We start from the raw sequence: 17,136 nt of genomic DNA on the forward strand, positions 1-17,136 counted from the left end.
GTCTATTTTAATGGATTAAGTTGATGTTTTAATGCTTGTTCAAGCTTGATAAATAACGAATCGTCGCTTTGAAAATGTCTGACTTGAGCCAATAGCTTTTCAACTTTTTGCCATTTTTGCTTGCGCCATAAAATATAAATGCGTGAATAAGCAAAGCATTGAGTTAACAAACTAAACCCAGCTAAATTTTTGGCGCAAATTACCGTATCAAAATGTGGATCGGGTACTTGCCAATTGCCATACAAAGCTTGCAAAATTAGCTCAGGTTTAGCCGGATGCCAAGCTATGCCAAAAGGCGTGTTTTTATCAGCTAAATCAATTGTGGGATAAGTAGTTACCCGATTCCATGCAAATGGAATATTTGCCATCCATAAACCCGAAATAGTGCGCTGACTTTTTTGATCCACCCCATATCCGCATAAATCTAAAATAACGCCATTTGAATGCATAAAACAACGAGGATTGATTAAATCGTAAGAGCGCTTATGCTCATGCCAGCCATTTTGTTTTAGTAAAGTCATTGCTAAGTTCATTTGTCCCCAGTCAATACCTATATCAATATCTTTATCAAATGGTAGTAGGGCGTTATCGCGAGTTAAGCCTAACAAAGTACCCGAGGTGGCAAATGAGCGAATATTATGTTGGCGAAACAATACCAGAGTTTGCCACAAAGTAGTTTCATATTTTGTTTGATCAAATGTAGCAGGTTTAACTGGTTTAAGAGGCGCTGGCTTTGTGGTTAATAACAAATTAAGTGTCTTACGGTAATACTCTATTGCTTTTGGGAGTAACTTATTTTGCTGATATACCACAGCTAACAGCTGGTATAAGTCAAGCGAATTTGGGTGCTGGATTAAACACGTTTTAAGCTGCTCAATATAAGACAGACTGGTTCCTTGATTGATGGCTATCTCAGTTAAATAACGGGTTGCTAACTCCGAATCAGGCTCAGATTTAAGCACTGCCAACAATTCAATTTTAGCGGCTTCAAGTTGATTTTGTTGATAAAGCTGAATGCCTTTTATTAAATGCGCAAAAATAATAGGGGATGTCACTAATGTTTAACCTGTTATATTTTCAAATAACGCTTAACGTAATATGGATTTTAAAACTTTTTAAGTTATAAATTTATATTGATTGAATTAAAAAATAAATCCACCTATTATTTTATATAGTGCCCCAAAATTAATCGAACTCATTTGTACCAGCCCAAATTTAATTTAAAAATTAACCAATATTGGTTAATTTTGAGTGTTACGCTCATTTATGTCTTCTCATCTGTTAGTTTTGCCGATACCGGTATCAAATTTTCAAATTTTGGTAAATCTTTGGTATTGACAAAATATAATGATCACTACGTTTTAAATACATCAAGTTTAAAAGTAAACTTATCAAACCGATTGATTATTAAATCAGAAAAATCGGTACCATTGAAAGAATCATCGTACATAAAGAAAGTTTCAGTTAAGTTTTGGCCTGTATACCAAGGCGAAAGCTTTACTTATTTTGTATTAGAACTCAAGGATAGTCAGTCCGTTCTTAACACAATGAAAAAATTGATAAACATGGATGGTATTTTATTAGTACAACCAGATATTATACAGTACAGACATTACGCTAATGATTCTAAAAATAAGTATTCGGGTTTAAAAAATAGTGATCTTGAATTTGATTACGTTGAGCAGGTATTAAAGCCATCTGGCGAGCTTGTGAATGTTGCGATTATTGATGATGGGGTTGATTTAACGCATCCAACATTAATTGATACCAATGTAAAATTTGAATATGATGTTGAGCACCACACTTTATCCGCCGCACCTAAGCAAGTAGCCGATACCCATGGCACTATGGTAGCTCAAACTATTTTTGGAAAACACCAATACAAGGGTGAAGTTACCCAAGCTAATCTTATTGCAATTAGGCAACCTACTACTTGGACTTCTAATACTTTGTTAGCATTCCAGATAGCAAAATTAAATGAAGCTGACATTATCAATTGCAGTTGGCACTCTAATATTCTGCTTGAACCCGTAAAAGATGTAATTGACGATCTAGCAATTTATGGCCGAAAAGGAAAAGGGGTTGCTGTAGTCATTTCAGCAGGTAATCAAGGAAAATTAATTGAGCCGTTATCAACAGAAGCCGCTATAAAGAATGCAATCGTAGTGGGGGCTAAGCGCCGAGATGGTGAGTTAACCAAATTCTCAAATTATGGTGAGCATGTAGATTTTTTTGTTGTCGCCGAGCCGCTACGTATGGCTGATAAACTTGGAAATATTAGATATTTTTCAGGGACATCGTTAGCATCAGCTATCGTGACCAGAAGGTTAGCTGTCACGTTAATATCAAACTCTCGTTTAAAACTTAACCAATTGGTTAATATATTACGCGAAAACAATTAAATATGACCTTATCTTTAACATGGATATTGCCCTTTATAATTCTTTTACTATAATGGACTGACCAGTGTGTAACTTGGGGCTAAATATTTAGCTAAATACTATATACAGAGATTATTTAGTCGGTGATGTAACAATATAATGACAAAAACGCCAAATGAACCGCCTACTCAAGCAGACATCGAGTTAGATTTTAACGCTGAATATACTAGCAACTTACCAGCTATTTTGGCACATTTGAATATCTCATTTGCTTTTACCTCTTACCAAGCAGGGCGCGTGATTTTTGCCCGTAGTAAAGATGGCAAGTTAGATATTAATTATAAATCATTTGAACGTCCGATGGGCTTAGTTGCAACTGAAACCGGCTTGACGCTTGGCACCTTTACTCAAATTATTCATTTCCAACGTGAAGATGCTTTGGTTGAAAAATTAAAGCAACCTTTAGAGAGAGTACAAGACGATATAACTGCACCTAAACTGAAAGCTAATCAGGATCAGCAAACTGATACTCAACTCAATGATAAGTCTGAAACTGATACTATAAATGAACCTGAAAATATTTATTTAGCTTCTCAATATAAACCAGTTGATGAAGCAGTAGATGCCTGTTATATCACCCGCAGTAGCCATTACACAGGTATGATTAATATTCATGATATAGACTGGGGACATGATGGCTTATGGGCCGTTAATTCGAGCTTTTCTTGTTTATCTACAATCCAACCTGATTCGAGCTTTGTGCCCCGTTGGAAGCCCTATTTTATTTCAGAATTAGCAGCAGAAGACAGATGTCATTTAAATGGGATGGCGCTAAAAGATGGTAAGCCTGCGTTTGTTACGACCTTTTCAAAATTTAATGAAAAAGCACAATGGCGTAATCAAGAAAAGTTTGATGGCACCTTAATGGATGTTGTTGAAAATAAAATATTACTCGACGGTTTATGTATGCCACATTCACCTCGCTTTTACCAAGGTAAAGTCTATTATTGTAATTCTGGTTTAGGTCAAGTGTGCTGTTACGATCCTCAAACTAAAAGCAATACAGTGATTGCAGAATTACCAGGGTTTACCCGTGGAATCGATTTTTATGGGGCCATTATGTTTGTTGGTTTATCTAAGGTCAGACAAAGTGACGTTAGCCGACCCGCACCTATTGCACAAAAACATGAAAATACTAGCTCGGGTGTTTGGCTACTAAATTTAGAAGACAACACCATAGTCGCAACTTTGTCATTTACCGGTAATGTCGATCAGTTATACGATATTGCGGTGCTAAAAAATACAAAATTTCCTGAACTAATTGAACCGAATCATCCAAGAATGCGAAACCATTTTTGTTTTAACGAATTTAAACCGCTTTAAGTTGCTGTTGAAAGGATAGCTAAATGAAAACATTTACACATATACATAAACCCAATTTAGTAGCCAAAGCTGCTTTGCCAGTATTAGCAATGGCTTCCCCTTATGGTTTTGCTGAAAATTCCTATACATCAAGCTTACTCACTTTAAGTGGTTCAGTTAGCGTATATAATCAAACGCAAGCATTTAAGCAGGCAACGGCTAATCTTAATGTTGATATTGAAACCCCGTTCAAGCCATTTATGGCCAGCGAACTAGCTAAAACTAAGGTGCAAATAGCCAAACAAACCAACCCTACTGCTACCCCCACTCATAGTGCAATTGAATTTTTAAAACAAAATGGTTTGTTGAATAGTGGAAATAAGCAAGTAGCGAGCGTGTCAGGGGATTTGGAAGCAAGAAAAAACTTTGCGGGTTATACAGGACAACCTCATTGCCATTACAATGGCTGGATCGCCTATCATTATTTGCAAATGACTTGCACTACTAATAGTGGGACTTGGCATGGTGCGAATTCGCCTGCAGATACTACCCCGCCTACTTTTGATAGTTCAACACCTTCTGAAAATGCAATTAATCATAATCAAGCAGTTTTTAATCTCGATATTAACGAAGGCGGAAAAGTTTATGCAATTGTGGTGGCAGATGATGCTTTTGCACCAAATGCAGCACAGGTTAAAGCGGGTGTTGATTATGATATGGGTTCTGGTCGCTCCGCAGAAGTGATTAGCAGTGCAAATGTTACATTAAACTCAGGTAATTATACTGGGACAATCACTTTAACAGGGTTAACTGCATCGACCGCTTATGATGTTTATTTTATCGCAGAGGATGATGAAGGAACACCTAACTTACAGTCTACGCCGACTAAGCTAGATATAACGACTATCGCAGCACCAAATACTGTGCCTGTGTTTGCAAACCTAGATGGGTCTTCAAGCTATACAGAGGGTGGCTCTGCTGTTGTATTAGATAATAATGTCACCATTTCCGATACTGAGCTAGACGCTTTAGACAGCGGGACTGGCAATTACAACAATGCCTCTTTAACTATCGTCAGAAACGGTGGTGCTAATAGTGAAGATATATTTGCAAATAGTGGTTTATTAGGTGCGTTAACACAGAGCAATAGCTTTAGCTACAATGGCTCCAATGTTGGGACAGTTACCACAAATTCATCGGGCACACTCGTTTTAACTTTTAATTCTAATGCCACGTCGGCTATTGTTGACTCCGTATTACAAAATATAACGTACAGTAACAGTTCAGATAACCCAGCCTCGTCGGTTGCGCTGAATTATACCTTTAACGATGGACTCGCAAGTAGTAATGGTATTAATCAGGCGGTTGTCACTATTGCAGCGGTAAACGACAACCCCACGATGGCGAGCTTACCTAGCGGTTTAAGTTTTACCGAAGATACTAATGGAAACCTAGATTTATCAGCCGTTGAATTTGCAGATACAGACAATGGTACAATTACGGTTACATTAAAAATTGATGGCGGCAGTTTTGCAACGCCAGCCGACGGAAGTAGCGTGATAGAAACCTTAGTGGATTCGTCAACGATCACACTAACGGGTAGCCCTGCAGACATTAACGCCTATTTAGACACAGTTTCTAATATTAAATACACAGGTGCGAATAACGCTTACGGTGAAAATTCTGCCAAGTTAACGGTTATTGCTAATGACGGAAACGCAGATGTAACCTTAGGCTTTACTTACTTTGATATCGCAGCCGTCAACGATACACCTGTTGTTTCTAACAATAATGGTTTAACGCTGAATGAAGGGGCAAGTAGCCAAATTAGTAACACAGCTTTAGCAGCGAGTGATGTTGATGATGCAGCAACGGATATTACTTTTACTATCACCACGCTACCGGCAAATGGCTCATTGTTTATTGATGCGAACAGCAATAGCAGTTTAGATGATGGTGAAGCACTTGCGTTAAATGGCACGCTCACTCAAAATGATATTGATGCAGCCAATAATGGCGGCTTACATTATGTGCATAACGGTGGTGAAACCACCACAGACAGCTTTGAATTTAGCGTTGCCGATGGCGGTGAAGACAGTGCGGCGGCAGTAACCGGCCAAACTTTTAATATCACTGTCACGCCAATTAATGATGCACCAACGGTCGCAAATAATGCCGGTTTAACCATAAATGAAGGCGCTAATAGCCAAATCACAACCACCGAACTCAATGCCAGTGATGCAGATGATTCAGGCACAGGCTTAACTTATACGGTCACCACAATTCCAACCAATGGCACTTTATTTGTTGATGCAAACAGCAACAGCACCTTAGATGACGGCGAAGCGTTAAGTGTGAATGACACCTTTACTCAGCAAGATATTGAAGCGCTGAATAATGGTGGTTTACGTTATGAGCATGATGGCGGTGAAACGATATCAGACAGCTTTGAATTTGACTTAGCGGATGGCGGTGAAGACAGTGCGGCGGCGGTAACCGGTCAAACATTCGCTATTACCATTAACCCGGTGAATGATGCACCAACAGCCAATACCAACACAGGCTTGAGCACCTCGGATATCAGCGAGGGCGGCAGTGCAACACTGGCACAAGCCAAGCTTGAATATACCGATGTAGACGATACAGCAGCAAACCTAACCTACACAGTCACCACACTGCCAAGCTATGGTTCAATTACGCTCAATGACACAGCGCTTGCGGTGAATGAAACCTTTACCCAGGATGATATTAATAATGGTCTGGTTAAATACGTTCATAATGGCACAGACAATTTAACTGACAGCTTTATCTTTGATTTAAAAGATGACGAGGATGCCGGCGTGACCGGTCAGACGTTCTCAATCAATGTTGCGAATGTAAACGACAACACCACGGTAGCGAGCTTACCAACCGATTCTAATTTTACCGAAGATACCAATGGCAACCTTGATTTATCGGCTATTACATTTAGCGATTCAGATAGTGCGAATATAACGGTCACTCTATCGATCTCTGCGGGCGTATTTTCGACACCAGCCGATGGCTCAGGTGTGGGCAGTGGTGTGACGGAAACGCTGGTTAACTCAACTACGATTACCTTAGTGGGCAGTGTAGCGGACATTAATACTTATTTAGACACGACAACTAACATTAATTACACCGGCGCCGCAAATGTTGCAGGTGATAATCAGGCAACCTTGAGCGTTAGCGTTAACGATGGTGACGGTAGTGGCGATGTGAGTGTTGGTAGTATTAATATCGACTTAACCGCGGTGAATGATGCGCCCACGGTCTCAACGAATAGCGGCTTAACCCTAAATGAAGGGGCAAGTAGCCAAATTAGCAATACGGTTTTAGCGGCGAGCGATGTTGATGATGCAGCAACGGATATTACTTTTACTATCACCACGCTACCGGCAAATGGCTCATTGTTTATTGATGCGAACAGCAATAGCAGTTTAGATGATGGTGAAGCACTTGCGTTAAATGGCACGCTCACTCAAAATGATATTGATGCAGCCAATAATGGCGGCTTACATTATGTGCATAACGGTGGTGAAACCACCACAGACAGCTTTGAATTTAGCGTTGCCGATGGCGGTGAAGACAGTGCGGCGGCAGTAACCGGCCAAACTTTTAATATCACTGTCACGCCAATTAATGATGCACCAACGGTCGCAAATAATGCCGGTTTAACCTTAAATGAAGGCGCTAACGGCCAAATCACAACCACCGAACTCAATGCCAGTGATGCAGATGATTCTGGCACCGGATTGACCTATACGGTTACCACGGTGCCGAGCAGCGGCACCTTGTTTGTGGATGCAAACAGCAACAGCACCTTAGATGACGGCGAAGCGTTAAGTGTGAATGACACCTTTACTCAGCAAGATATTGAGGCGCTGAATAATGGTGGTTTACGTTATGAGCATGATGGCGGTGAAACGACATCAGACAGCTTTGAATTTGACTTAGCGGATGGCGGTGAAGACAGTGTGGCGGCGGTAACCGGTCAAACATTCGCTATTACCATTAACCCGGTGAATGATGCGCCAACAGCCAATACCAATACAGGTCTGTCAACGAGCGATATTAGCGAAGGCGGCAGCGCCAGTATCACCCAAGCCAAGCTTGAATATACCGATGTTGATACAACAGACACAGCAACGAATTTAACTTACACAGTCACCACACTGCCAAGCTATGGTTCAATTACGCTCAATGACACAGCGCTTGCGGTGAATGAAACCTTTACCCAGGATGATATTAATAATGGTCTGGTTAAATACGTTCATAATGGCACAGACAATTTAACTGACAGCTTTATCTTTGATTTAAAAGATGATGAAAATGCCGGTGTGACCGGTCAGACGTTCTCAATCAATGTTGCGAATGTAAACGACAACCCCACGGTAGCGAGCTTACCTAGCGGTTTAAGTTTTACCGAAGATACTAATGGAAACCTAGATTTATCAGCCGTTGAATTTGCAGATACAGACAATGGTACAATTACGGTTACATTAAAAATTGATGGCGGCAGTTTTGCAACGCCAGCCGACGGAAGTAGCGTGATAGAAACCTTAGTGGATTCGTCAACGATCACACTAACGGGTAGCCCTGCAGACATTAACGCCTATTTAGACACAGTTTCTAATATTAAATACACAGGTGCGAATAACGCTTACGGTGAAAATTCTGCGATGTTAACGGTTATTGCTAATGACGGAAACGCAGATGTAACCTTAGGCTTTACTTACTTTAATATTGCAGCCGTTAACGATACACCTGTTGTTTCTAACAATAATGGCTTAACCCTGAATGAAGGGGCAAGTAGCCAAATTAGTAACACAGCTTTAGCAGCGAGTGATGTTGATGATGCAACCAGTGCATTAACCTACACAGTTTCAACCTTACCCACAAATGGTACGTTATTTGTTGATAATAACGCCAATGATACTTTAGATGACGGGGAAGCGTTAAGTGTCCCTAGTAATGCAAGCTTTACTCAAACCACAATTGATAGTGATGATTTGCATTATGTTCACAATGGCGGAGAAACGACTTCAGATAGCTTTGTTTTTAAAGTATCGGATGATGAGAATGCTACAGTCAGTGGTCAAACTTTTGCGATTACGGTTACCCCAGTTAACGATCAACCAACCGTTACGGCTACTTCAATAAACCCTACCTTTAATGAAGGGGGCAGTGCAGTTAACGTATTCAGCTCGGCTGATGTTAGCACAATTGATGCAAGTGAAGCTGTGACTGGTTTTAGCTTGACTGTTAGTAATGTAAATGATGGTGCAAATGAAAAAATTACGATAGCCGGAACGGCGATCGCTTTAACTCATGGGACATCTGGTACAACAGCATCAAATAGCTTAAATTATGCGGTAGATGTTAGTGGTTCAACTGCAACTGTTACGCTAACAGGTGGCTCGTTAACTGATGCAGCAACAGAGTCGGTTTTAAATGCGATTCAATACAATAATACCAAGGTACAGCCAAACGTTAGTGCCAGAGTGGTTACGCTTACATCATTAAAAGATAATGGTGGTACCGCAAACGGCGGCGATGATACTGCTGAATTATCAATTGCGTCTACCGTTAGCGTAGCAATTAAGCCAGTCATTAATGCTGCGAATATTTCCATATCGGGTGGAACAGGAACAGATGGCGCATTTAAGTTAGGCGATACAGTTACCGTTCGTTGGAATAATACTGGGGCGGGTGATAATAATTCAGGCGTAACGGGTGTTACTGCCGACTTCTCAAACTTTGGTGGAAGCTCTGCTGTAGCTGCAACAGAAAGTGCAGGTACATGGACAGCGAGCTATACGATAGTCGCTGGTGTTATAGACGCAATAAACCAAAATGTTAGTATTTCAGTAACCAACAGCATTGGTTCAAGAACAAGCTCAGACACTTCAAACGTCACCGTTGATAACAGCGCACCAACAGTTTCAGATTCAAATATCTCAATTTCCGGCGCTTCTGGCAATGATGGCTCTTATAAAATTGGCGATAAGGTTACGGCAACATGGAATAACACTGCAGGTGGAGATAATAACAGCGATACAATAAACAATGTTGCAATAGACTTTTCTCAATTTGGTGGCGGTAGCGCAGTTTTAGCATCTGATTCATCAGGTACTTGGACAGCTACTTATACTATTGTTGCGGGCTCTATTGATGCTAATAACCGAAATATTTCGGTTACAGCAACTGATAACTCAGGCAATAGCACAACCACTGCTGATTCAACTAACGCAAGTATTGATAATACAGTACCAGACTTAGTTACTATCACCACCCCAATTGAAACGGACGGTGTGATTAACGCCGCCGAAGACAATGATGTATTAATTCAAGGCACAGGTGGCGAGAATAATGCGACTGTGACAGTGAACATCACAGATAATAACAGTAGCGTATCACGCACAGTGACAACCGATAGCTCAGGCAACTGGACCATCGCAGGCTCAGAAATTGATGTCTCTGCCTTTAACAACGGCAGCTTAACCGTTTCTGCAACCCAAACGGACGATGCGGGCAACACCTCAACTGTAGCCACACAAACCATCACGTTAGACAATACCGCACCGAGTGCGCCAGTTATTACAACGCCGATCGAAACAGATGGCATCGTCAATGCAGCGGAAGACAATGATGTATTAATTCAAGGCACAGGTGGCGAGAATAATGCGACTGTGACAGTGAACATCACAGGTAATAACAGTAGCGTATCACGCACAGTGACAACCGATGGCTCAGGCAACTGGAGCATCGCCGGCTCAGAAATTGATGTCTCTGCCTTTAACAACGGCAGCTTAACCGTGTCGGCAACCCAAACCGATGAAGTAGGTAATACCTCAACGGCTGCCACACAAAGCATCATGTTAGACAATGCTGCCCCAACGGCCCCAAGCATCAGCACCCCGATTGAAATCGACAATATCGTCAATGCAAATGAAGACGATAGTGTCCTGATTTCAGGCAGTGGCGCAGAAGCGAATGCAAGCTTAACCATTACCATTGGTAGTGTCTCAATTCAAACCACAGCCGATACAAACGGCAACTGGACAATTGAAAGCAAAGAGATAGATATCTCAGCATTAACCAACGGCACACTGACGGTCGCCGTGACGCAAACTGATGATGCAGGTAATGAATCAAGCAGTGCAACGCAAGATATCACTTTAGATAATGCAGCACCGAGTGCGCCAGTTATCACAACGCCAATCGAAACTGATGGCATCGTCAATGCTGCAGAAGACAATGATGTACTAATTGCGGGTAGTGGCGCAGAAGCAGATAACAGCGTGACTGTTACTATCACCGACAATAACAACAGCACAGTGAGCAGCACGGTCACAGCAGACGGCAGCGGTAATTGGACGTTGAGTGGCAGCGAGCTTGATGTCTCTGCCTTTAATAATGCCACCTTAACCGTTTCTGCGACCCAAACGGATGAGGCAGGTAATACCTCAACAGCGGCCACTCAGAATATTACGTTAGACAACCAAGCGCCAAGTGCATTAACGATTACCACCCCAATTGAAGGTGATGGCTATATTAACGCCGCCGAAGACAATGATGTACTCATCACTGGCTCAGGTGCAGAAGCGAATGTAACGGTTGATATTAAAATCAGCGATGGCTCTAATACAGAGACTGCACAAGTGACAGCGGATGGCTCAGGCAACTGGACCATCGCAGGCTCAGAAATTGATGTCTCTGCCTTTAACAACGGCAGCTTAACCGTCTCGGCAACCCAAACGGACGATGCGGGCAACACCTCAACTGTAGCCACACAAACCATCACGTTAGACAATACCGCACCGAGTGCGCCAGTTATTACAACGCCGATCGAAACAGATGGCATCGTCAATGCAGCGGAAGACAATGATGTATTAATTCAAGGCACAGGTGGCGAGAATAATGCGACTGTGACAGTGAACATCACCGATAATAACAGTAGCGTATCACGCACAGTAACAACCGATGGCTCAGGCAACTGGACACTCGCCGGCTCAGAGATAGATGTCTCTACCTTTAACAATGACAGCTTAACCGTGTCGGCAACCCAAACCGATGAAGCAGGTAATACCTCAACGGCTGCCACACAAAGCATCATGTTAGACAATGCTGCCCCAACGGCCCCAAGCATCAGCACCCCGATTGAAATCGACAATATCGTCAATGCAAATGAAGACGATAGTGTCCTGATTTCAGGCAGTGGCGCAGAAGCGAATGCAAGCTTAACCATTACCATTGGTAGTGTCTCAATTCAAACCACAGCCGATACAAACGGCAACTGGACAATTGAAAGCAAAGAGATAGATATCTCAGCATTAACCAACGGCACACTGACGGTCGCCGTGACGCAAACTGATGATGCAGGTAATGAATCAAGCAGTGCAACGCAAGATATCACTTTAGATAATGCAGCACCGAGTGCGCCAGTCATTACAACCCCTATAGCAGCTGATGATGTCGTTAATGCAGCAGAAGCCAGTCAGCTAATTTTGACCGGTAGCAGTGAAGCTAACGCGCTTGTTAAATTGACTGTTACAGACGAAAATAACGCGTCCGTGACAATGCAGACGACAGCTAACAGCCAGGGTGAATGGACAACAGCGCAAACTGATTTATCAGCGCTATCTGATGGTATATTGATGATTAATATTGCCCAAACAGATGAAGCCGGTAATACGTCAACTGAAAATAATACTCAAGTAACTAAAGATACCCAAATACCGGGTGTTTTAGACATTCAGCTTATGGAAGGTGACTTTAAAGCGGGTGATACCCTGAGCTTTAGTGTTACGTTAGATAAAGCAGTGAGTGTTTCGGGGACAAATTCAACGCTAAGCGTTGATATCGGTGGTGAAGATAAGCAAGCCAAGTTTATATCAGCGACCCAAACAGCACTGAACTACCAATATATTGTTGAGGCAGGCGACGCGGATGACGATGGTGTTGTGGTGTTAGCGAGTGGCGTTGTACTTAATGGCGATGTTATTGAAGATAGTTCGGGCAACCCAGCTGATTTAACTTTCACGAATGAACAAAACACAGCAACTTTAGTAGATACCTCAGCGCCAGAACAACCATTGATCTCGTACCCTGAACAAGCAACTGTAATTAACGCAGACAGCATCCAAATCACGGGCACCCATTCAGAAGGTATTCAGGTTAAATTATTTATTGATGAAAATAATGACGGACAGCCTGACACTAGTGAAGCAATAGCAGTGGCCGATGTAGTAAATGATGAATGGGCTTTTGACATCACGCTTAGTGAAAATACAGTGCATCGTTATGTGGTTCAAGCAATTGATAAAGCTGGCAATGTGTCGAGCTTTGCCACAGTGCCTAACATTACAGAAGATTCAACTACACCAGCTGACTTTGATGTTAATATTGAGCAAAGTTTAATTGACTTAAGCAATGATACTTCAGCAAGTGTTTCACTTTCAGGTGCAGAAGTTGGTAGCCAATACCAATATACTATTACCGACAGTAACAACCAAGCCGTCACCGGCACAGGTATAGTGACAGACTCAAATCAATTGATTGAAGGCATTGATGTTAAGGGGTTAGCAGAAGGCGAGCTCACTATTTCGATTGTATTAATTGATGCAGCGAACAATCAAAGCCAGCGCTTTACCGATACAGTCAATAAACTTTATCAAAAAGCACCCGTTATTACTCAAGGTGATGCTATCCAAGTTGATATGAGTGAAGATAGTGTACCTACTGCATTTGGGTTGCTGCTTAATGCGACAGATGCAAATGGAGATAGCTTATCTTGGTCCGTTTCAACTGATGCTAATTCAGGAACAGCTTTAATCAACGGGACAGGCGATACAGCGAGTGTGAATTACACTCCGCAAACAAACTTTAATGGCAGTGATAGCTTTACGATTCAAGTCAGTGATGGCATGGATTCTGATTCTATCACGGTCAATGTGAATGTATCTGCTGTTAACGATGCGCCTACAGGGACGAATATGCAAGTTAATGTCATTGAAGACGGTACTGTGTTGATAATGCCTGATATTAATGATGTTGACGGCGATATGCTGAGTTTGGAGATTCAACAACCACCACAAAATGGCTTATTAATACCACAGGATTCGGGTTGGCAATATCAGCCTAATTTGAATTTTAATGGAAGTGATCGCTTTGTTTATGTGGTAACTGACGGCAGTGCTGAATCGGTTGAATATACGGTAGATTTAACGGTTACCGCCGTGAATGATTTACCAGTTGCTCAAGCAGATAGCTTTAACTTGGAAAAAGCAGTCTCTGACAGTTACACGCTAAACGTGCTTTCAAATGATAGCGATATTGATGGTGACACGTTAATAATAGAAGGTGTTAGTGCTTCTGTAGGGCAGGCTACTATAAATGAAAATCAAGATAGCATTATTTACCAAGCACCTGATAATTTCACCGGAAATGTAACATTAGCGTATTCAGTTCGAGATGGTAATAAAGGTCGCTCGCAAGCGCAGGTTAAATTACAAATTACAGGTGTTCAGTTAGGCGAGCCACCAGTGATTAGTGTGCCTGATGATGTTGAAGTGAATGCGACAGGCCTGTTTACTAAAGTCGATTTAGGTGTTGCAACCGCAGTTGACGCATTGGGGAACCCTTTACCGGTTTCATTAGTAGACGGAACCACCTACTTTAAGCCAGGCAATCATATTGCTTACTGGCGAGCGGTGGATGCCCAAGGGAATGAAAGCACAGTTGAACAAGCTGTCGTAGTTAACCCTTTAATCTCTATTAGTAAAGACCAAGTCGTTAGTGAAGGCTCTACCGTTACGGTTAACTTTTTACTAAATGGTCCAGCGCCGCAATACCCTCTGACTATTCCGTTTAATGTCGATGATAATAGTACAGCTGAAGCAGGCGTGGATTATGAGTTGAACCAAACTAGCGTTGATATTCTTTCGGGCACACAAGCTCAATTGAGCTTTAAACTATTATCTGATAGCGAGATAGAAGCCGATGAAAGTATCATCATTAATTTGGGAGAGGGGTTAAATACAGGCGCTAAAAAATCAACCAGATTACTCATTAGCGAAGATAATATCGCCCCAACAGCTGACTTAACCGTTGAGCAAGATGGGGAAGAGCGATTAATTGTTAGTCAGGAAACCGGGTTAGTGAATGTCACGGCGAAAGTGACGGATCCAAACCCAAGTGACACCATGACATTTAGCTGGTCAACCAATGATGACATTGTCAATTTAAGCTCAGAAAGCGACCGGTTTGAGTTTGATCCCTTATTATTAAACCCAGGGGTTTATCCAATTAGCTTAACCGTAACCGATTCAGGCTCACCTCAATTAAGTGATATGCAAACTGTGTATATTGAAGTGCGTAATAGTTTGCAATTGTTAAGCGCGGAGATAGATTCAGATGGAGATTTAATCCCAGATGCAGAAGAAGGGTTTGCAGATACTGATGGTGACGGTATTCCTGATTATCAGGATGCGATATCTGATTGTAATGTGATGCCGGAGCAATTAGACGTTCAACAAGGATTTTTAGTTGAAGGCGACCCGGGCGTTTGTTTACGAAAAGGGGCAACCTCTGCACTAAGCAACACAGGTGGTTTACTGTTAGACGATGAGCAAATCTTAAATGACCTAGTCACGGATAATGAAGCCACTATCGTGGGTGGATTGATCGACTTTATTGCCTATGGTTTACCTGAAAAAGGTCAGAGCTATCAACTTGTTGTACCTCAAGCTATGCCGATTCCGGAAAGTGCGGTTTATCGCAAGATCATTGATGGAACTTGGGTCAATTTTGTTGAAGATGAGCGTAATCAAATATCATCAGCATTAGGCGAAGCTGGCGTTTGTCCACCTCCGGGAGATGATGCTTGGATTGCTGGATTAACCGAAGGCCACTGGTGCGTTCAATTAACCATTGAAGATGGCGGGCCTAATGATGACGACGGTATGGCGAACGGTTCTATTACTGACCCAGGCGGTATTGCCGTTATAGCGTCGAATAATAGCTCACCTGTTGCCATGGATGACATAGCTGAATTGGCCTGGAATACCAGTGTGACGATAGATGTATTAAATAACGATACAGATGTCGATGGAGATGATATTCAAATTAGTAGCGTTTCAGCTAGTTTTGGTAGTGTACTGATTGAAGCTAATCATCAAATTACTTACAGCCCTAATCCAAATTATGCAGGTAATGACACGATAGAATACGGTATTACTGACGGTAATGGTGGTACAGGCTCTGCGAAAGTGAGTGTTACCGTTAAACCTAACCGAGCGCCTATCGCTGAAAATGATACGTTAACAATTGATGGCAGTCGTTCAGTGCAGATTAATGTACTGTCTAATGATAGTGATATTGATGGTGATAGTTTGCAGATAGATTCTGCGAGCGCACAATCAGGTGAAGTGGCTATCGTAAATAATACCATCACTTATACTGCGGGCGAATTTATCGGCGAAGATACCATTGATTATGTGATAAACGATGGTGAAGGCGGCCAGGCAAATGCCAGCGTAACGGTCACAGTCACAGGACCTGAGCAAGTTAAAATAAGCAATAAATCTTCTGGCGGTAGTACAGGCATTTGGAGTTTGTTTGGCTTGTTAGCAGGGGCCTTAACTCGTTACAGACAAAAACGTGCAGTTGCGCCACAAAAAGGACAAAAATAATGAAAATGAATAAATTAACCAGCGCAAATATGCCTAAAACAACTATTAAAGCCTGTGCGTTTATTAGTTTAGGTTTATGTTCGGCTCAGGTCATAGCAAATCCATATAGCTTATCAGTTTCTTTTGGTGAAGCACGCACTGAACAGGCTCAAGCGCATCCAGATATTGTTAGTGTAAATGATAGCGATACGAGCTGGTCAATTGAATTTGGTTATCAATTTGACTGGGCAAGCTTACAAGTTGGTTATTTAGATTTAGGCCATGCAAATGTTGAGCTGCAAGCTGAATCTTACACGCCAGAGCAATATCATGAAACTGTAGTCACGCTTGCTCCCATATTAGTAGAGGGGGTAACTATTGGCGGTGAAAAAACGATTTTTGCTGAAGATAATTGGTTTATTAATGGTCAAATAGGCACTATTATTTGGCAAAATGTAATTATCAGTGAAAGTGAAAATGGTACTCGATACCGAACACAAGACAGAGCTACAGATGGATATTTAGGGGCCAGAGCTGGGTATCAACTGAATGATAGCTGGTCGGTGGGAATGCAGTATCGTGCCTATATTTTAACTGAATATATTCACGAATTTTCGGGTAAGTTGAGCTATCATTTTTAAATTGAAGTAATAGGAATAAATAACCAAGAACCAAGCGCGCCTGTGTGGTAACTATATGTT

The 17,136-nt window shown here is 41.8% G+C and carries 5 protein-coding genes; 4 read left to right on the plus strand and 1 reads right to left on the minus strand.

The annotated features are described in order from the left end of the window. Nucleotides 1-2 precede the first annotated feature (2 nt). On the minus strand, nt 3-1,055 hold the full coding sequence (locus tag OLW01_RS06325; RefSeq protein WP_268075889.1) for a tetratricopeptide repeat protein: 1,053 nt from the start codon (nt 1,053-1,055) through the stop codon (nt 3-5). Nucleotides 1,056-1,247: 192 nt separating this feature from the next. Between OLW01_RS06325 and OLW01_RS06330 the strand changes: the two genes are divergently transcribed. From OLW01_RS06330 to OLW01_RS06345, 4 genes are all read left to right on the plus strand, one after another. Further along, nucleotides 1,248-2,402, plus strand: a complete 1,155-nt coding sequence (locus OLW01_RS06330; RefSeq protein WP_268075890.1) for a S8 family peptidase — start codon at nt 1,248-1,250, stop codon at nt 2,400-2,402. 138 nt (nt 2,403-2,540) lie between these two features. Then, complete coding sequence (locus tag OLW01_RS06335; RefSeq protein WP_268075892.1) at nt 2,541-3,764, plus strand: TIGR03032 family protein; 1,224 nt, start codon at nt 2,541-2,543, stop codon at nt 3,762-3,764. A gap of 23 nt (nt 3,765-3,787) precedes the next feature. Continuing rightward, on the plus strand, nt 3,788-16,456 hold the full coding sequence (locus OLW01_RS06340) for a cadherin-like domain-containing protein (RefSeq protein ID WP_268075893.1): 12,669 nt from the start codon (nt 3,788-3,790) through the stop codon (nt 16,454-16,456). Then, nucleotides 16,456-17,076, plus strand: coding sequence for a hypothetical protein (locus tag OLW01_RS06345; RefSeq protein WP_268075895.1), 621 nt, complete (start codon nt 16,456-16,458; stop codon nt 17,074-17,076). The genes OLW01_RS06340 and OLW01_RS06345 overlap by 1 nt, the downstream gene beginning before the upstream one ends. The last annotated feature ends 60 nt before the right edge of the window (nt 17,077-17,136 follow it).

It is taken from the genome of Catenovulum adriaticum, from assembly GCF_026725475.1.
Taxonomy (GTDB): Bacteria; Pseudomonadota; Gammaproteobacteria; order Enterobacterales; family Alteromonadaceae; genus Catenovulum; species Catenovulum adriaticum.

Coding starts and splice junctions, on each gene's coding strand:
- OLW01_RS06340 (WP_268075893.1), top strand. CDS start 3,788: ATGAAAACATTTACACATATACATAAACCCAATTTAGTAGCCAAAGCT.
- OLW01_RS06335 (WP_268075892.1), top strand. CDS start 2,541: ATGACAAAAACGCCAAATGAACCGCCTACTCAAGCAGACATCGAGTTA.
- OLW01_RS06345 (WP_268075895.1), top strand. CDS start 16,456: ATGAAAATGAATAAATTAACCAGCGCAAATATGCCTAAAACAACTATT.